At 63.1% G+C, this 18,054-nt stretch carries 16 protein-coding genes and 1 tRNA gene; 9 read left to right on the top strand and 8 right to left on the bottom strand.

The features are described from left to right. Positions 1 to 639: 639 nt before the first annotated feature. From ACQP1T_RS00645 to ACQP1T_RS00630, 4 genes are read right to left on the bottom strand one after another with little or no spacing between them, the layout of a single operon-like run. Positions 640 to 1,374, bottom strand: a complete 735-nt coding sequence (locus ACQP1T_RS00645) for a hypothetical protein (RefSeq protein ID WP_433757992.1) — start codon at positions 1,372 to 1,374, stop codon at positions 640 to 642. A 45-nt stretch (positions 1,375 to 1,419) separates the two neighbouring features. Next, positions 1,420 to 6,942: a putative T7SS-secreted protein gene (locus tag ACQP1T_RS00640; protein WP_433757991.1), complete on the bottom strand. Its 5,523-nt coding sequence runs from the start codon at positions 6,940 to 6,942 to the stop codon at positions 1,420 to 1,422. Then, the gene (locus tag ACQP1T_RS00635) at positions 6,943 to 7,551 is read right to left on the bottom strand and encodes a type VII secretion target (RefSeq protein WP_433757990.1); all 609 of its coding nucleotides are present in this window, start codon (positions 7,549 to 7,551) and stop codon (positions 6,943 to 6,945) included. It lies immediately after the preceding gene. Between the two features lie 3 nt (positions 7,552 to 7,554). Beyond that, a complete protein-coding gene (locus tag ACQP1T_RS00630) occupies positions 7,555 to 7,944 on the bottom strand; it encodes a hypothetical protein (RefSeq protein ID WP_433757989.1) in 390 nt (129 codons plus the stop codon). A gap of 526 nt (positions 7,945 to 8,470) precedes the next feature. On the opposite strand from ACQP1T_RS00630, the gene ACQP1T_RS00625 reads away from it, so the two are divergent. The 5 genes from ACQP1T_RS00625 to mobF all read left to right on the top strand — a co-directional run bounded on the left by ACQP1T_RS00625 (position 8,471) and on the right by mobF (position 11,452). Next, a complete protein-coding gene (locus tag ACQP1T_RS00625; RefSeq protein WP_433757987.1) occupies positions 8,471 to 8,632 on the top strand; it encodes a hypothetical protein in 162 nt (53 codons plus the stop codon). Continuing rightward, positions 8,629 to 8,898 carry a hypothetical protein gene (locus ACQP1T_RS00620; protein WP_433762554.1) on the top strand — a complete coding sequence of 90 codons (270 nt, stop codon included), beginning with the start codon at positions 8,629 to 8,631 and terminating at the stop codon, positions 8,896 to 8,898. The genes ACQP1T_RS00625 and ACQP1T_RS00620 overlap by 4 nt, the downstream gene beginning before the upstream one ends. A 326-nt stretch (positions 8,899 to 9,224) precedes the next feature. Further along, positions 9,225 to 9,485 (top strand): hypothetical protein, encoded by a 261-nt coding sequence (locus ACQP1T_RS00615; RefSeq protein ID WP_433757986.1) that lies wholly within the window; start codon positions 9,225 to 9,227, stop codon positions 9,483 to 9,485. A 196-nt stretch (positions 9,486 to 9,681) separates the two neighbouring features. Next, a complete protein-coding gene (locus tag ACQP1T_RS00610) occupies positions 9,682 to 10,086 on the top strand; it encodes a nuclear transport factor 2 family protein (protein ID WP_433757985.1) in 405 nt (134 codons plus the stop codon). A 244-nt stretch (positions 10,087 to 10,330) separates the two neighbouring features. Beyond that, a complete protein-coding gene (gene mobF, locus ACQP1T_RS00605) occupies positions 10,331 to 11,452 on the top strand; it encodes a MobF family relaxase (RefSeq protein WP_433757984.1) in 1,122 nt (373 codons plus the stop codon). 13 nt (positions 11,453 to 11,465) lie between these two features. On the opposite strand, the gene ACQP1T_RS00600 is transcribed toward mobF, so the two are convergent. Together ACQP1T_RS00600 and ACQP1T_RS00595 are read right to left on the bottom strand one after the other, a co-directional pair. Then, positions 11,466 to 11,541: transfer RNA gene (locus ACQP1T_RS00600), tRNA-Gly, on the bottom strand. 95 nt (positions 11,542 to 11,636) lie between these two features. Continuing rightward, entirely contained in the window at positions 11,637 to 12,503 is an 867-nt protein-coding gene (locus ACQP1T_RS00595) for an NAD(P)H-binding protein (RefSeq protein WP_433757983.1), read from the bottom strand. A gap of 102 nt (positions 12,504 to 12,605) precedes the next feature. Here ACQP1T_RS00595 and ACQP1T_RS00590 point away from each other — a divergent pair, with 102 nt between their 5' ends. After that, positions 12,606 to 13,376: a helix-turn-helix domain-containing protein gene (locus ACQP1T_RS00590; RefSeq protein WP_433762553.1), complete on the top strand. Its 771-nt coding sequence runs from the start codon at positions 12,606 to 12,608 to the stop codon at positions 13,374 to 13,376. Positions 13,377 to 13,378: 2 nt separating this feature from the next. On the opposite strand, the gene ACQP1T_RS00585 is transcribed toward ACQP1T_RS00590, so the two are convergent. Together ACQP1T_RS00585 and ACQP1T_RS00580 are read right to left on the bottom strand one after the other, a co-directional pair. After that, positions 13,379 to 14,134, bottom strand: coding sequence for a lysophospholipid acyltransferase family protein (locus tag ACQP1T_RS00585; RefSeq protein ID WP_433757982.1), 756 nt, complete (start codon positions 14,132 to 14,134; stop codon positions 13,379 to 13,381). Between the two features lie 8 nt (positions 14,135 to 14,142). Next, complete coding sequence (locus ACQP1T_RS00580) at positions 14,143 to 14,895, bottom strand: lysophospholipid acyltransferase family protein (RefSeq protein ID WP_433757981.1); 753 nt, start codon at positions 14,893 to 14,895, stop codon at positions 14,143 to 14,145. Between the two features lie 100 nt (positions 14,896 to 14,995). On the opposite strand from ACQP1T_RS00580, the gene ACQP1T_RS00575 reads away from it, so the two are divergent. From ACQP1T_RS00575 to ACQP1T_RS00565, 3 genes are all read left to right on the top strand, one after another. Beyond that, on the top strand, positions 14,996 to 15,910 hold the full coding sequence (locus tag ACQP1T_RS00575; protein WP_433757980.1) for a hypothetical protein: 915 nt from the start codon (positions 14,996 to 14,998) through the stop codon (positions 15,908 to 15,910). A 42-nt stretch (positions 15,911 to 15,952) separates the two neighbouring features. Beyond that, a complete protein-coding gene (locus ACQP1T_RS00570; protein ID WP_433762551.1) occupies positions 15,953 to 17,491 on the top strand; it encodes a Rieske 2Fe-2S domain-containing protein in 1,539 nt (512 codons plus the stop codon). A gap of 180 nt (positions 17,492 to 17,671) precedes the next feature. Continuing rightward, positions 17,672 to 17,980 carry a hypothetical protein gene (locus ACQP1T_RS00565; protein ID WP_433757979.1) on the top strand — a complete coding sequence of 103 codons (309 nt, stop codon included), beginning with the start codon at positions 17,672 to 17,674 and terminating at the stop codon, positions 17,978 to 17,980. Positions 17,981 to 18,054 lie beyond the last annotated feature (74 nt).

The raw sequence follows: 18,054 nt of genomic DNA, 5'->3' as shown, positions 1-18,054 counted from the left end.
GGCGAGCACTCGCCGTTTCACCTCGTGCGACTCCGGCATGATGGCTGCGGGCACCTACTGATCTGAACTTCGACGGCTCGACCAGTTTGATTTGAGATACGAAAACAGGGATCCAAAGTCTCGTATTGATGCTTCGCAGAACTGCGGTTCATTGGCGCTAATATCATTCAGCAATTCCCGACCATCGAGTCCGGTGGTCTTTCCATATTCAGTGACGTGGGCGGGTTTGACGATCCAGTTACGTCCGGGCTTCTCCACGCTCCATACGACGGCGCCATCATATGATGCAACCGCAGACCTGATACGCGGACCTACGTCTTCCGGGTCATTGTCGAAGCGCCACACCGCATACGGTGGGGTTCGTCGCAAGTTCGACTTGTCGAATCCTGGATCAATCCCAGCCCACTCAACACGCGCTAACGCTGAGAGGGCCTCCACTACATGCTGGTATAAGTTCTCGACATCGGCTAGCCGCACACTGTCCGCCTTGTATCCTGGTTACGGATGAGGAGCCTGTTGCGATATTCGCGGCGATCGTTGGTCACGGGTGCGGGATGCGAACACTGCTGGGCGGTAACCACTGCCACTGGGTCGAAGCTGGTGAACCCGTCTCTGCCGCCGCGGTAAACCATCGAATGTTCAACTCTGCACGGTATCAGAAACGAGCTGTCGCCATTTCGCTTCAAGTTGATCCATCGGAACAATCGAATTGCAATACTGATCCATTAGCGTTGTCAGTTCTCTGGTATCGGAAAGTTGAATTCCGCAGGCTTCTCTCAGGATATTCATCAGCTCAATTTTATGACCCTTAAATTCGTTGGTCGATGCGAGGTAGGATAGTAGATCGCTCAGAGATGTTCCTTCTTCCACGAGCCGCCGCACCTCGGGATAGACCACGCTTTGCTTACGGTCAGCGGCTTCGAAGTGCTCAGGGAATTTGTGGCTGATGACCCAATAGTCATATTCCTCTCGAGAAGTGGCGCAAAGTTGCTTACCATCGAGCGATATCGCGATGAACTCGGGAGAGTTCGTAATCGCCATAATCCGGGAGGGAAGCCTTTCACCGACGGCGTCCTGGACACATAACCACCCAGCGCGACTACCGCCTGGTCCCGGAAGTACGAGTAGGAACTTGCCTGCATTGTCGTAGAGGGACACGGCCTTGGCCTCGGCATGCCACAGCCTGTCCAACTCACCGAGCGCCTCGTCAGAGCGGTAGGGGACTGTGTACTTCGGCTCCACTTCGCCGCCGTTTACGGCCTGCATTGCTTGCGATGGCGAGGGAACGCCTTCTGTGCTGTCGGAGCACATCGCGAGGCCGATCGATGTCAGTGACTGGCGCAGCTCTTCAGATGGGATCGCCGGAGTACTCATTCGCGGGCTCCTTCGCCTGGGCGGCTACTGGTCCGGTCACTTCTTTCAGTAGAAGAAATGGTGGTCGCCATGCGGCCCATCAATGCTCCCGTATCGCTGGAATGTTTCATTGTATCGACTCCCTCCAGGAGGACCTGGAGAGTTGTCCCATCCGAAGTTGACCCCAGTTTGGGTTGAATCACCTTTGGGCTGTCCGGCGTGAAAGTGTGTTCCGGCCGGATCATCGGTGTGTTCCACGATCACCCGTGACCCTTGCTCCATCTCGAATTGCCTGAAATTCCCCCAGTGCGTCGGATCGGGCGAGTAAAAATGGCCAGGAACATGGGCGTAGCGGACGTCTCCCATTACTGTCCACTCGGCATCAGGAGTCCTTCCGTAGGGGACACCTGCTGCTTCGAAAGCTGCGCGCTCCGCATCGTCTCGTGTTTCGAACCTTTTGCCACATCCCTCGGGAATCAGGCCGAGTGGATCGCTCCAACTGAGTGGGTTGTGTGGATAGGTGTTCGGGTTGGGCGCAGGCGCGAGACCGAGGGGGTCTTGGGTGAGGTAACGGCCCGTGGCTGGGTCATACACGCGTTGGTAGTTGTAGTGCAGACCGGTTTCCGCGTCGTGAATTTGGCCAGGGAAGCGTAGGGGGCTGGCGGCGGTGCCATGCCAGGTGGTCCGTCCCCAGAGATCGGTCGTGGCGGTGGCGGTGCTGTGGCCGTTGCTGGGGTCGATGAGTTCGACAGGGGTACCGACGAGGTCGGTGACGATAGCGAAGAATTCTCGGTCGACCGCAGCCTGGTCGGTCTCTTGCGTGATGGGTGTGTAGCTGCCGGGGTGGTACTGCCAGCGTGTAGTTGCACTGGGCGTGGACTGTTCGATGAGGTGGGTGGCGTCCCAGGTGTAGTCCGTTTGCTCGAGGACAGTGCCGTCGGTAGTGAGTCGCTGTTTGGTGGTGCGGCGGCCGAGCGCGTCATAGGTGTAACGCCACCACTGATGATCCGGGGTCCATACGTCGGTGAGCTGGTCGAAACCGTTGTAGCGGTAGTGCCAAACGTCGGGTTTGTGAGACAGACGAGTAGTGGTCTTGCGGATGAGTCGACCGGCTCGGTCGTAGTGGTAGCGGGTGCGTCCGTCGCGGATGAGGAGATTGTTGCGGTATTCACGCAGGTTGTCGGTACTCGAGTCCTGGCCAGGAGGGATGCCCGCCGTACTGGGCGGCCGAATGGCGTCAGGAGCGTGGGCAACCAGTGTGCTTGCGACGTTGCCCATGGCGTCGTAGCCGTACTGTTCGGCAAGGACGCCGCCGGTGGAGATGCGGGTGACGCGACCGACCGCATCCAGGGCGAAGTCGCGCTGACCGATCACCACACCATCGGAACCGGTTGCGATATGGCCGGTGAGGTATCCGTCGGGACGATAGATGTACTCGTCGGATCGCACCTGCCGTGGTCTGGGGCGCACGGAGGGTCCGAGATCAAGCGCCAGCGAAGTACCCGGATAGGCAGTGACTGCTTGGTGGGTGACGTAGCCGATGCTGGTCAGGATGCGGTCGATTGCGATTTCATCGACACGCCAGCCGATGGGACGGCCGATCGAGTCATGGGTGAAGGTGATGTCGTGGTCGTTGGTTTTGAGGGCTCGGACGCGTCCGGTGAAGTCATAATGCCAGTCAGTAGTGGCGCCGGAGGGAGTGGTTCGGCGCGTTCGGCGGCTCTGTCGGTCGTGTTCGAAGGTCGTGACGGAGTGACCGTCGAGCTTCTGAGAGGCGACGCGCCCTGTCGCGGTATAGACGAATTCCAGAGTGTGAGTGGGGGTTTCGCCGGTCCCGGTGTCGGCGGTGAGGACGCGGCCGGCGGGGTCGCGAGTGTAGCGGACCCATTCGCCTGTGTCGGCGACGATCTGAGTGAGGCGACCGAGGACATCGTGAGTGTAGTGGCGGCTGACTCCCGTTGCCGGGGTGACGGCGGCGACGCGTCCGGCCTGGTCGTGTGCGTAGCTGGTGGTGGCGCCGGTGTAGTCGATCTCGGAGATCAACCGGCCAGCGGGATCGTAAGTGTAGCTCCAGGTTTGGCCGAGGGGGTTGGTGACCGCAGTGAGTCGGCGTTGAGCGTCCCAGGTGTAGCGAGTGGTCGACCCGTCGGGCTCTGTGCGTGTTTGCAGCAGGTCGAAGGCGCCGTAGTCGTAGGTGGTGACAGTGTCGGCGCGGGTGGCGTGGGTTAGGACATTTCCCTCGCCGTCATATGTCCAGGATTCTGTATAGCCGTCAGGGTCGGTGCGGCGCAGCAGTTTTCCATCGGGCCGCCATTCGTAGCGAGTCACGGCGCCGAGTGGGTCGATTACCTCGCAGGGGCGGCCGAAGCTGTCACGCTCGATGGTGGTGACCGCCCCCAGCGGGTCGACCACTCGGACCGGGAGTCCGGCTGTGTTCACCTCGACGGCGGTGCGTGCACCGCCTGCGTCGGTGACCTCGGCAACGGCACCGTTGAGGTGATAGGAGTAGGTCGTCCTGGCTCCGGCAGCGTCCACGGTCGCCGCGAGATCGCCGTTCTTGTTCCACTCCTGGTGCCGAACTGCGCCGTCCGCGTCGGTGAATCGCGTGGGACGGTTACGCCACATGTACGCGATCTCGACGGAATTGCCGTCGGGGCGCAGGATTTCACTAACGTCACCGTCGCGCGTGTAACGGTATTGGGTCACCGTGCCATCGGGTGCGATCACCTTCAGTGGTCGGCGGTCGGCGTTGTAGTCGATGTGGGTACGGCCACCGAAGGGATCGACCAGGTCGCGCAGCCGCAGATCTCGGTCGAAGCCGTGGGTGGTTGTCGCGCCGAGGGAGTCGGTGAGGGTGGTGAGACTGCCGGTGCCGTCGGGGAATTGGAGGTATTCATACTCGGTATCGAGGATTCCGGCGGTTCCGCGCTGGTAGATGACGCGCCCGGCCTCATCGTAGGTGTTGACCATGCGGTTGCCGTTGGAGTCGGTCCAGGACGTCATCCGGTGTTCGACGTCGTAGGTGTAGCTGGTGGTAGAGCCGACGGCATTGATCACTGCCGACAGCTCGCCAGCGTCGTATGTGAATTGCCGTACCGGGGTGCTGGTTTCGACGCCATGTCGGTCGGCGCCCAGGACGGACAGGCCGGTCACCCGTCCTGCGGAGGTTTCGACGCGAACTCGATACCCACCGGAGTGTGAGATTTCCACCGGTGCGCCATCGGTGTCGTAGTGGAAGCGGATTCGGTTGCGGTGGCGATCGGTGATCGCCGAGATCGCGTAGTTGCCCAGGCGGGAGTCGATACCGCCCAACGCGGATTCGGGAGCGAAGTGCCGGACTATTTCGCGGTGCTGATCCCACACCCGATAGCCGCCGACCTCGGTGCGAGTCAATGTCCATCGCTGACCGCCGGTGATCGGTTCTACGGCGACTCCGACCTCTGCGTGGGGGTAGGCCAGCATGATGCCGTCTTCGCCGATGAAGGTGACACCCTCATGCTCGACGACAAGGCGCATGTCCAACGTGGCCGACCAGGAGGGACCGAACCAGCGACCGAATCGGTAGTTCGAGCCGTGCGTGCGACGCAGTGTAAGCGCAAGTACGCCCGGTAGATCGACATCGGTTTCGGGGAGGAGAAATTCGCCGGTCGCGATGTCGACAGGGTCGTCGGAGCAAGTCTTCTGGTCCGGGGTTTGGTCTTTCTCTGGGCCGGATTCCTCTGCCTTGCCGTGCGCCCCGGTATCGGCGTCGGCGCGGTCCTGCGGCGTGGGATTCTCCTGCGCACCATCGTGGTGTGTTGGCTGTTGTTCCGGGGGCAGTGTGTCATGTACGCCCGGTGTTGTGTCGTGGCCGTCCGGATGGGTCGGATTTCCGTCGTGAGTGTTCTGTGGGTCGTTGCTGCCGTGGTCTGTTGGTGTGCTGGGTGAATCGGTGTGGGGAGTTGGGTTGGAGTCAGACGATTGGTGCGGTGTTTCGGGCTCAGTCCGCGGTGACGTGTCGGAATCCGGTCGCGTTGAAGGGGAATCGGGGCGCTGCTCATGTGGTGCGTCGCTCGGGTGCTCGCTGGTTGGATGTGACTGCGATACAGGCTGTTCGGAATGCGCTGGCTGCGGTGAGTCCGGCTGAGCGTGTCCCGGTGTCGGGTTGTCTGGGCCTGGTGTGCCGGAGTCCGGTGTGTGGGTGGGGGTTTCAGGTTGCGGGTTGGTCGTGCCTGGTTGCGTTGGCGATTCGGTTGTCGCGTGTGGTTGTGTGCCGAGCTCGCTGGTGCTCGGGTGGGTTCCGGCGGGGGTACCCGGCTCGCTTGCGGTCGTGGTTGGCGACGGCGCTTCGGTTGTCGGGTGTGTGCTCGTTGGTGCGCCGGATTCGTGCGGGATCGAGGAGGGAGTGTGGGGCGTGGGAGTGCCGCTCGGGGTATGCGGTGTGGTGTGCGGGGCGTGTTCTGCCGCGCTGGCCACGGTGTGGGTCGCTTTGCTGACCTTGGACACGTCGCCGATCTTCTCGACCGCGGACAGCGCTGGTTTGGCGGCGCCCGCGCCGCCGGTGCCGACGGTGGTGATCAGGTCACCGGTCAAAGAGCCGAGGAACTCCGACGGGTTCTTCCGTGCACCGGACAGGATCGAGGACACTGTTGCCCCGGGATCGGCCGCCGCGACCACCAGCCCGGTGCCCAAATCCGACATCCCCGAGAAGTATTCGGCCGGATGGGTCAGGTTGTAGGCATCCATCGGGCTGACCTGACGCACGAACTGCACGATCCCGGTGAAACTGGTCAACAACCCGGAGGTGAAGTTCAGCTTCGCCTGATCCAACGCACCGGATAGGTCCGAGAGATTGTCGGTCCAGCGTTCAGTGAACGGCGGTTCGGTCGGGGCGGCCTCGGTCGCCGCAGCCAACGCCGCCGCAGCAGAGGCTGCTGCGTTGTCACGCTGTGAGCGTGCGCCGCGCAGGATCTCGCGGGCCTCGTTGCGGATCGAGGTCCACGTGTCGGTCAGAGACGTCTTGCGTTTCTGCTCGTCCGACAGGGCGTTCCACTGGTTCTTCTTGGTGGTTTCCTCGGTGTCGGCCGCTTCCCATTTCGCGATCGCATCCGCGGCTTTGGTTTGTGCCGCGGTGACCTCGTGGTACCAGCCATCGAGCACAGCCGATGCTTTGTGCATCGCATCGGCGCCCTCCCACCACAGCTTCGGCTGTTTGGCGAACTCGGTGTGGAACTCCTCAGCAGCCGAGCCGGTCCAGTCCGCGGTGTTGACCGTGCGCAGCGCGTCACCGGTCTTGCCGATCGAATCGCCCATCTTCTGCAGCGCCTCGACCGCGTCGTGGATCGCCGAGGGCTCACCCCGGATCAGCTCTTTCGGATCAGTGGTCTGTCCGAGTTCACGTTCCTTGATTTCACCGCCGGCCAGATCGGCGATCTTGTCGCCGAGGTCGTCGAGGTCCTCCGCGACCCCGTCGGCACCGACCTTGCGCGCCAGCCCCGCCGCCGCATCCAAACCAGCATCGGCAAGCTCACCCGCCTTCTGCGTGGCCGATTCGACGCCGTGCTCGACCGCGTCACCGACCTTGTTGACGAAATCACCGAGACCACTCACCTATTCGCCCCCACCTTGGCCATTCATGATCTCCGCCGCCCGCTCGGCGGCACCGGTATTCCAATGCCTTGGTATCCCTGGTATCGGACCGTTGTTGCCCAACGCGTCCGGGCCCACCGCCTCGATCACCTTGATGTTCGTGCCGATATGAGTGAACGCGTTCTGGAACGACTCGGCGCTGTAATCGGTGTGGCGGATCTGGTTGAACTGATTGTCGGCCAACGTCTCTCCCCACGACCGCGCATCGATCTCTTCCTTCGACAGATGCGGGTTTCCCGTCAGCTGCGTGAACATCTCCTTGAACGTGTCGGAGAACTTCTCATCCATGATGTGATAGCGCCCCGCCGCCAACCCCAACGTCTTCGCGATCTCGTTGCCCGCCTGCACCAACGACCGCACACCCCACGACCATCGCTCGGTGAACGTCTCGAAAGCCTTCTGTACCGACGCTTTACCCGCCTCCATCGGCGACAGGGTCAACAGCGAGAACCCGCGCCCCATCGCCCCGGTCTCCCCAATACCGAGATCGGACAGCTCGCCGATGACACCGGTGATCCCGTCCGCGGCCTGCTGCAGCACCGCGGGGTCGACATTCAGCTGATCCCCCACCCGCTACCTCCCCTCCCTGGCCGAATCGTCCGACACCTGCGGCGGAAACGCGATCGGCGCCGAACCGGTGATATCGACAGCCACCCCCGTCGGCTCCGACCGCCCAGCCGCGTACTCCACCAGCCGCCACCCCAACAACGACTGATACCGGTACTCCTGATCACCGACGACACCCCGCGCAGCCATGTATCGGGCGTACTCCTCGACACTGGTGAACGCACAGATCCAATCGACACCCCCGAGCCGGGACGTGCACAGGCGATCGTCGTCGATTAGCGGCACCAACAAACCCGCCTGCCGGAACGCCGCCGCCAGCACCTCCGGCTGACCGAAACCTGCATAAAAGGCGGCGATCTCCGCCCGCAACGCGCCAACGCCATCGATGTCAGCCAATCGCCTAGCCTCCCCCGCTCACGATCTATCGGCCACCGCCAAACCAAGCCTTCGCAGCATACCTAGCGCTCGCTGCCCGCCGCCCGGTCGACGAACGCTTGCCATCCCCGCTGGAACTTGATGAACGACCACCGGCCAATCGGCTTCGTCCCGATTGCGCCCCAACCGAAGAGCCTTTCCCAACGGCCGGATCGAGGGCAGACACGCCACCGAGCTCGACACGGACAGGCACTTCCGCCCGCTCGCTTCCCCTACGTCACCAGAACCCGAAAGCCGAAGCCACTCAAATAGAAACAGTCCCGAGCACCGAAACCTCTACCCGACCAGAACAAATCGACTTTCCGGACGAACCTCGCGAAGCAGCGTACTGCCGAACCACGATCCGCAATGTAGCTCCGGGCACGGGCATCCTCGGGGCCCAGCTTGCAGATTCGGTGTCCGCGCCCCGAACGCCGATCTGCTTGCGTGACTGACCGCTTCCCGTCAATGGGATCAGCGGGCTCCTTGCGTCTCTAGGCTGTCTGGGGTGAGCGTGTACAACGAACGACTCCAAGATCTGGGCCAGCGAGCGGCGCAACTCATCGACAATGCCGAGGATCTTGATGAATCGACACACGATCTCGTGTACCTCACCGTCCTAGCAGCTGACTTCGACTACCAGGTGAAAACGGTGGCTTCGGACAGCTGATCTACAACCTGGGGCGTGAGCGGCTCGAGCAATGCGACGGCATGCTGCGTGCGGTGGACGCGCCAATCGCGTTGTCCTACTACATACGAGCGCTGACGCGCTGCACTGAGGACTTGGCGGACTTCGATCAATTCATGGCCGACTTCACCACACCAACCAAGGTTGGCCAGGACCTGACACTACTCAGCGTCGAGTACCTCCGTGACGACACCAGCTTCGATGACGAGATCACCGAGTTTCTCGATGTCGTGGATGCCCGCCTCTAACGAGTAAGTCCGAAGTTCGGGGATGCAGCTCCGATCGTGAACGAACAGCAGATTCGCGTGGTCGAGACTATCGAAGCGGCCCTGGAACAGGTGATAGACAACGGTCTTCGCCGCTCCGCGGTCGTAGGGGCTTCCAACGACCAGATCGACAGCTTCGCCACGGCCCAGGGCTTCACCGATGTACCAGTCTCCGTTCGGGCGGTACTGCGGATGGTCGGCAGCGAACCCGGTTTGTGGTTGGGGCCGGCACCCATTTCGGTGTGTACGCGGTTACCGGCGACACCAAGCGATACGCGATCGCATCCCTTGCGACCGTGGAACATACGATGCGCACTCCCGGCCGGCTGCTCGTACTGACCTCACACCGAAGCTACGCGTACTGCGTGATCGACGGCGCGGATCTCCACCTGGACGCCCCCGCAGTATGGGTCATCGTCGAACACGATTACGCCCGCAAAGCTTGGGCGCACGTTTCGGAGTGGTTTACCGACACCGCCTCTGACATCGCGGCCTACCGTGAGCGCGCCGAGATCTTGACCGAGATCGGCAGGACGCCTCGCTGGGCAGGTGCGCTAAACCTCGGCTGACCTTCCGGTCGAACTTTGCGGACTGTCGAGTGGCTGACCTGCGGCCCGAAAGGTTGCCTGGACGGTTCGAGCTGCCGAAGTGTTCGGACCTACGTTGCGGATTTTGGGCGACTTCGACGCCGGGCCCTCGCAGATGAACGACGACACGACAGCGTCATTCGCCCCGGCGCGAAGAACTCAAGTTACGGTCCCCGACATGGACATCGCCCTCGACCCGCCCACGGCAGTGGTGCTCCAATATGTCGATGCCTTCAACAACGGTGACTCGAAGGCGATGGCTGCGCTGTGTGCTGACCCGATGCAGATACTCGACGGTATGTCGCCGCATGTCTGGCAGGGACCGACAGCCAGCGAGGACTGGTGGAGGGACGTGCGTAGGGAGGGCGAGCACGCAGGAGCCTCGGGCTACCACATTGCGCTCGGTGAACCACGCCACGTCGACGTCACCGGTGACCACGCGTATGTCGTTGTGCCCGCCACCATGACGGTCAATCTGCGGGGCAAGCAGGTAACGCAAACCGGCTCACTCTTCACCGTCGCGCTCGGCAAGGTGGGGACACAGTGGCGGCTCACGGCCTGGGCTTGGGCAAAAGGTGCCTGACCGCCCGGCTCGACGGTGCGCCGCCACAGACCACGCTCCAGGCCAGGCACGGGCTCTCCCGCAACAGAGGCCCTACGCCCACAGCACCCACAACCAATATCCCAACTCCACAACCCCCGCACACCGCAACTAATCCCTAAACAAACCAAATATCCACACACACCCTCAAATTCCCCCTCCACACTCAATTACAACAGGCAGACCTTTTACATCAAGGATAACGATTAGATAACGACCAGGGATTTTGGCTGATTTGCCACTAAATAGGCGCGCTTCAACCCTAGCTTTTATACCAGATGTCGTGCTTCCTGGAGGTATGACCGCGACACTTCATAAGGTTGTCGCTGGAAACGGCTACCTCTACTACCTCCGCAATGTCGCCGCGAATGACGCATCGGCTCGCGGCCGGTCCAGCCTGGCCGACTACTACTCGACACGTGGTGAGTCACCAGGGCGCTGGCACGGTGCAGGCTTGGCCGCGTTGGGGATTCAGCCCGGTGACGAGGTGACCGAAGAACAAATGAAAGCCCTGTACGGGCTGGGTCGTCACCCGAACGCCGACCAGATCGAAGACCGCGTGTTCAACGAGGAGATGGACAAAGACGCCAAGCTCAAAGACGCTCACCGCGCAGCCGATAATGCGTCACGGTTAGGGCATCCTTTCCGCGTCTATTCCGATGACAATGAATTCCGGAAACGATGCGCGAAAGCCTACGAAGCACACAATATCGCGCACGGTTCGGACCCTGGTGACGCTATTTCCGACGACGAACGCGCGCAGATTCGCAGCACCATCGCGACGAAAATGTTCACCGAACACTATGGTCGCGCACCCATTGATGCACGTGAATTGTCGGGGTGGGTGGCACGCAACTCGCGACCACCGACGACAGCCGTGGCCAGATTCGACATCACCTTCAGTCCGGTCAAGAGCGTCTCAACACTATGGGCGATCGCCCCGCGAGAGGTCGCGGAGAAGGTCGAAGCCGCCAACCATGCCGCCGTCGATGACGCGCTGCACTGGTTGGAGCACAACGCAACGTACACGCGGCTGGGCCGCAACGGCGTCCGCCAAGTGGATGTCGATGGCCTGGTGGCGGCCCGGTTCGCGCATCGGGAAAGCCGTGCCGGTGACCCTGACCTGCACACACATGTGCTGATCGCCAACCGTGTCCGCACCACCGATGGGCGCTGGCGGACCCTCGACGCTGCGATGGTGTACCAGGCGATCGTCACCGTCTCCGAGATCTACAACACCCGATTGGAGATGCATCTCGAAGAAGCGGTCGGTGTCGAGTTCGCCGAACGTCCCGGTGTGGATCCGTCGAAACGTCCGATCCGTGAAATCATCGACTCACGCTACTGACCTGGTGTTTTCGTGGAGCGGATGACGGGATTCGAACCCGCGACCCTCACCTTGGCAAGGTGATGCGCTACCAGCTGCGCTACATCCGCATGCGCTTGTCGGGCCGGGAGGCCGTGACGACGTGCGCCCAGAACTTTAGTCCGTCACCGCGTCCAAATGAAAATCGGACATTCGCGGTGGCGTATCAGGAAGCGCTCGAGTCCGCGAACCGGGTAAAGGAGGCGGCGTGGTCGGTCGCCCATTCGGCGTAGCTGCGGGGGGCGCGGCCAAGGACTTGGTGGACGTCGTCGGTGAGCGTCGCGTTGCCTCCGGCGCGGATGTAGGCCTGGCCGGCGAGTGCTCCTTCGACGAACTCCGGGGACATGCCGGACGAGATCATGTGTTCGCGCGCAACGTTTTCCGGCAGGTCGACCACGTCCAGCGGATGACCGAGGACCGTCGCCAGGGTGGCGACCTGGTCCGCGCAGGTGAGCAGCGCAGGGCCGGTGAGAGTGTAGATGTGTCCGGAATGGCCGGGCGTCAGCAAAGCCTCGACGGCGACCGCGGCGACGTCGCGTGGATCGATGACGCCCTGGCTGCCGGTACCGGTGAGATTCGGCACGGGCTGGCCGGATCGGATGGCATCGGCCCAGCTCAATGTGTTGGAGGCGAAGCTCGACGGACGCAGAATCGTCCATTCGAGGCCGCTTTCCCTGGCGGCCTGCTCGCCGGGCATATGCCAGGTGCCGACGCGACCGAGTTCGGGATCGCCGGTGCCGATCGCGGAAAGTTTGACGATCCGGCGGACGCCCGCGTCGCGAGCCGTACTGACCAGCGCGCGATCGGTTTCGGCATCGTCGGGGCCGAGGACACCGACGAGGAAGGCGGCGTCCGCGCCGGTCATCGCGGCGGCCATCGAGTCGGGGTCGCGGTAATCGCCCCGGACCACCTCGACCTCGGTGGGCACCCGCTCCGGATTCCGCGTCACCGCGCGCACCGGCACCCCACGTGCGGCCAGCTGACGGACGATTTCACTGCCGATGGTGCCGGTGGCACCGGTGATGACGATCATGAGAAAAGCGTGCCGCCGGTGCTGCCCGGTTCGATAGGAAATTTCGGCACGGCTTCGGGCGCTGTATCCGGCTGTGAGCTGCTTACAGTGGGTCGGGTGACCATGCAGGTAGACCTGATCGAAGCCACGGTGCCCGCACCGGAATCGCTGCGTCCGTGGATCACCGAGCTGGGACGCTTCCCCACCGTCGCCGATGCGTCGCTGCCGTTCACGCATGTGCCGCACGCTGGGACGACCATCGTGGTGCGCGCCGACCGCCCCGACGTATTCGTCCTCGGCCCGCAGACCCGCGCCTCGTACTCCGAGCCCGACAAACCTGCTGGCTGCGCCCGGTTGCGCCTTGCCCCCGGCGCCACCAGGCAACTGCTCGGCGTCCCCGCCGCCGATCTCGCCGATCGTGTCTTCCGCCTCGCCGACCTCCCCGGTGTCGCCGCGGAATTGGCGAACGAACTCGCCACGCTGCCAACGGAAGAGGTGCTGCCGTTCCTGGAAGAGGTTCTCCCACAACGCATCTCCGAAGATGCGAGACAACGCACCCACCGCGAACTGCTCCGCGATGCGGTAGCCGCCATATCCGCAGCACCGACCGTCCGCGGGCTCGCCACCGACCTCGCTGTCAGCGAACGCCAACTACGCAACCTGTTCACCGACGGAATCGGCATCTCACCGAAGCATTTCGCCCGGATCGGCCGGGTCCGCCAGATCCTCACCGATGCGAGCAACACCGAGGCGTCATTGGCCGACGTCGCAGTAGTCCATGGCTACTACGACCAATCCCACATGTCGGCGGACTTCAAAGCGCTGATGGGTGTGCCACCGGCCAAGTTCTTCCAGGGACAGGTGCCCGCACCAACCCCGTGCCGGTCTGCCTGAGCTCAGCGAGTTCGGTGTTGTGCCGCACGAGCGCGACGGCGGGCCATCTCTTCCCGCTCGAGCACCGCCGCCTCGGCGAGGGTGGGCGCGTTGCCGCCGAGGCGGGCCGGAACCCAAGGCGCGCCTTCGGGCATCGGGTAGCCGGTTTGCGCCTGTTCGAGCAGTTCGCCCATCCGGGTACGGATTTCGGCGGTCAGGCCCTCGGTCGGTTCGGCGGGCGGGATCGGATCGCCGATGCGGATGTTGATCGGAAACCGATGGCGACCGAGTTGTTTCGGGAAACCCTTGGTCCAGATGCGGTGCGCGCCCCAGATCACGATGGGAATGATCGGCACATCCGCATCGATCGCCATCCGAGCCGCGCCGGATTTGAATTCCTTCAGTTCGAAGCTGCGGCTGATGGTCGCCTCCGGATAGACCACGACCAGTTCGCCCGACCGCAACGCCTCGACAGCGCGTCGGAATGACGCCGCTCCGGCCGCGCGATCGACGCCGATTGCCTTGCAGTGCTTCATCAGAAAGCCGACGATGCCGTGCTCGAGTTCGGCCTTCATCATGAAGCGGACATTGCGCCGCGAGTTGCGCCCGATCAGCCCGACCTCCATGAAGTCCAGGTAGGCGGTGTGGTTCACGGCGAGTACGGCACCCCCGGTGCGCGGGATCCGGTCCTGGCCGGTGATGTCGATGCGTAGCCCCTGCACCGCGAACATCGTGCGAACCAAGCCGGTGAGGATGTCATAGACCGGTTCCCGCGACATAACTTCCCCTACAGCGAATCCTCGGCCGCCCGGCGCGCCGCCTTCTCCTCGGCCTCGGCGGCATCCATGACATCGGCTTCTTCGAGGGTAGGCGCACTGCCGCCCAACCGTGCCGGTACCCAGTACGCACCGGGTTCGTGCACATAATCCTTCTGCAGATCCAGCAGCATGGCCTGCATGGTGCTGCGGAGTTGGGCCGTGAGTTCGGCGGCGGGCTCATAGGGCTGGATCGGTGCGCCGACGGCAATGGAGATCGGAGTATTGGTGCGGCCCAGACGCTTCGGGAAGCCCTTGGTCCACACCCGCTGAGCGCCCCAGATGACGATCGGAATGATCGGCACGTCCGCCTCGATCGCCATGCGCGCGGCGCCGGATTTGAATTCCTTGATCTCGAAGCTGCGGCTGATGGTCGCCTCCGGATACACGCCGACCAGCTCACCCTTGCGGAGGTATTCGACCGCCGCGAGGTACGAGTCGGCCCCCGCGGACCGATCGACCGGAATGTGCTTGAGCGCCCGCATGATCGGGCCGGAGATGTTGTTGTCGAACACCTCTTTTTTGGCCATGAAGCGGATGTACCGCTTGGGGGTGCGTACCGGCAGACCCGCGTAGGTGAAGTCCATGTAGCCGGTGTGGTTCACCGCCAGGACGGCACCACCACGCGCCGGAATATGTTCAGCGCCCTTGACGCTGAACTTCAAACCTTCGACAAAGAAGACGGTACGGGCAAGCCCGATTATCGTCCGGTAGACGGGTTCCACAATTCCGCTAGCGTAGTCGCTGACTGTCCCATCCGGCAGAGCCGCCGCGACTGCGCGCGTCTGACCCGTCGCTCAACGTCTACGAAAGAGGACCCCCGAAGTGGAACGCGCCCGCCCGATACCGCGTGAACGCGACTGGAAGGACCCGCGCGAACGCGACCGGAGAGGGCTGATGGCCATCATGGGTGCTCTGGCGATGACCGGCGCTGTCCTGCTCACCGGCTGCGATTCCGTATCCGGCATTCCCGGCGACGAGCCGGAGCAAACATCGGCGCCGACCACGACACCGTCCGCCGCGACCACGACCACAACCACGAAGGTTTTGGCGCAGGCGTTCGCGGTGCCGGTCGGTGAGGTTCCGGGCCTGCCCGGCGCGGCCGATGTCGCGGCGCACTTCGGCGCCGTCTTGGCGGGCTCGACGCCAGCCGAATTACGGTCCAAGTGCTGGATGATGGCTCCGGGCAATGTGGCGGATATGGCCACCGAGCAGACGGCGATCCTCAAGGCCCTCGCACAACCCGCGACCACCACGCAGAGCGCCGTCACCTGGCAGAACGCGGGTACGACCGTCACCTTCGATCGAAGCGAACTCGTGGCGGCCACGAAGAATTCATCCCAGATCGTCTGTCCCTGGGTTGCGCAGGACGGGTCGGAAGCCGGACCCAATGAGGCCGATGCCAGGCACACCGTGCGGCGCTATCTGTCCCGCTTCGTCGGCACCCCGCTCGATCCCGCCGATAAAGAGGGAACGTACCCACTGGTCTGCAAGGCGAGCCCGGCGAACTGGGATCCCAACGGAACCGGAAGTCCGACAGCTCCGCCGCTGGCCAACAACCCGGGCAGGCTGACCGGGACCACTAAATTCACCGATCAGGAGATCCGCTCGGAGCGGCTGCGTGCGAGCTACGTCACCGTCGAGGTTCCGGTCACGAACGCCTCCGGTGTGACGCAGACTCGTACCTTCACCCTGACCGCGGGCGCCGAGGGCTACTGCATCGGCGACGTTTCTGCCTAACCACTACCCTTGATGGCTGGTAACGGTCAGGAGGAGCAGCTCGTGCAGATCACCAGCGTCGGACACGCCGGATTCCACATCCGCACCGCGGCCGGATCGATCCTTTGCGATCCCTGGGTCAACCCCGCGTACTTCGGTTCGTGGTTCCCGTTTCCGGACAACACCCAGCTGGACTGGGACGAGCTGGGCAATTGCGATTTCCTGTACGTCTCCCATCTGCACCGCGATCACTTCGACGCGGCGCACCTGGCCGTGCACGTCAACAAGGACGCGACCGTGCTGCTGCCGGACTACCCGGTGCCGGATCTCAGGCGCGAACTGGAGCAGCTCGGCTTCCACAATTTCTTCGAGACCGAGGACTCGGTCAAGCATCGGGTGAGCGGACCCGGCGGCGAGATCGACATCATGATCATCGCGCTGCGCGCACCCGCCGACGGACCGATCGGCGACTCCGGACTGGTCGTCTCCGACGGCGAGACCACCTGTTTCAATATGAACGATGCCCGTCCGGTGGATATGGATGTGCTGCACGACGCGTTCGGGCATGTCGATATCCATCTGCTGCAGTACTCGGGCGCGATCTGGTATCCGATGGTCTACGACATTCCAGCGCGGACCAAGTCGAATTTCGGTAAGCAGAAGCGTCAACGCGGAATGGACCGGGCGCGCAGCTATATCGAGCAGGTCGGCGCCACCTGGGTGGTGCCCTCGGCCGGCCCGCCGGTATTCCTCGACGACGAGTTGCGCTACCTCAATGACGATCGCGGCGACGAGGGCAATATCTTCCCGGATCAGATGGTGTTCCTGGAACAGATGAAGATCCATGGCAACGAGGGCGGGATCCTGATGATTCCGGGTTCGGTCGCCGATGTGCGCGGTGCCGAACTCTCGCTGACCCATCCATTCGAGCCGGGCCTGATCTATGACAACAAGGCCGAATACATCGAACTGATGGCACAACGTCTCGCGCCGGTGCTGGCGGCCGAAAAGGCTTCGTGGGCAACGGATGACGAGCCGCTGCTGGAACCGCTGCGGGCACTGTTCGAGCCGATCATGAAGCAGAGCGATCTGATCTGCGACGGGATCGGCTATCCGGTCGGGCTGGTCATCGGTGACGAAACCGTGGTGCTGGACTTCCCCCAGCGCGTGGTGCGCGCGCCCATCGAGGGTGAAGGCAAGTACCGCTACGGCTTCCGGATCCCGCCGGAACTGGTACGTACCGTGCTGCGCGACAATGAGCCGGACTGGGTGAATACCATTTTCTTGTCCACTCGATTCCAGGCCTGGCGCATCGGCGGCTACAACGAATTCCTGTACACCTTCTTCAAATGCCTCACCGATGAACGGATCGCCTACGCGGACGGCTGGTTCGCCGAGGCGCACGATGATTCCGCCTCAACGGAATTGGCCGGTTGGGAAGTCCAGCGCCGCTGCCCCCACTTGAAGGCGGATCTGTCGAAATTCGGCGTCGTCGAAGGAAATACCCTCACCTGCAATTTGCACGGGTGGCAGTGGGACCTGGAATCCGGGCGGTGCAAAACCTCGAAAGGGCACGAGCTGCGCTCGCGCAAGCTCGTCTGAATATCGGCCCTGGTGCCTTTTGCCGACTGTCGATCGGTTCTGAAATTCGGTGCAATTCGGCCGCTGCCATGCTGGTGGTGACTAGCGTGGGCTCCTACAATCAGGTGCGTCGGGGAATAGCGAAGGAACTCGACGATCGGCGATTCAGGTCCGCGCGACGATTCGCCGGAAGAAGGCACCATGATCACCGACAAGACGCGCGGCATCAGCACGCGCCGACTACTCGCAAATATCACACTGATCGGAGCGGCGATGGCGGCTCCGATGATTGCACTGGCGGTTCCCGCCATGGCGATGCCGACAACCGGACCGGATGTAGTGCAGACAGATAATCCGCACTGTCCTGGCTACGGGCCCGGGTGCAAGGGCGGCGATTGGGGTGGCAATGGGGGCTGGGGTGGGGGTTGGGGTGGCAACGACGGTTGGGGCGGCTGGGGCGGTGGTTCGAGCCAGTGGCTGTTCCCGCCGGGCTGGTTCGGCAGCAGCTGACCGAACGAATCCGAGCGCTGCGAGATAGATCTGCCGGTGATGTCGACCAGCGACGTCGCCGGCCTATGTCCGGG

Origin of the sequence: Nocardia sp. CA-135398, assembly GCF_050955845.1 — a bacterium.
Taxonomy (GTDB): Bacteria; Actinomycetota; Actinomycetes; order Mycobacteriales; family Mycobacteriaceae; genus Nocardia.
Note: the sequence above shows the minus strand (reverse complement) of the source record. Positions and strands in the feature narration are given on the sequence as shown.

Bases quoted from the DNA above. Each gene is read 5' to 3' on its own strand.
- ACQP1T_RS00645 (WP_433757992.1), bottom strand. From the start codon at position 1,374: ATGAGTACTCCGGCGATCCCATCTGAAGAGCTGCGCCAGTCACTGACA.
- ACQP1T_RS00615 (WP_433757986.1), top strand. From the start codon at position 9,225: ATGCGCACTCCCGGCCGGCTGCTCGTACTGACCTCACACCGAAGCTAC.
- ACQP1T_RS00610 (WP_433757985.1), top strand. From the start codon at position 9,682: ATGGACATCGCCCTCGACCCGCCCACGGCAGTGGTGCTCCAATATGTC.
- ACQP1T_RS00595 (WP_433757983.1), bottom strand. From the start codon at position 12,503: ATGATCGTCATCACCGGTGCCACCGGCACCATCGGCAGTGAAATCGTC.
- ACQP1T_RS00590 (WP_433762553.1), top strand. From the start codon at position 12,606: ATGCAGGTAGACCTGATCGAAGCCACGGTGCCCGCACCGGAATCGCTG.
- ACQP1T_RS00585 (WP_433757982.1), bottom strand. From the start codon at position 14,134: ATGTCGCGGGAACCGGTCTATGACATCCTCACCGGCTTGGTTCGCACG.
- ACQP1T_RS00565 (WP_433757979.1), top strand. From the start codon at position 17,672: ATGATCACCGACAAGACGCGCGGCATCAGCACGCGCCGACTACTCGCA.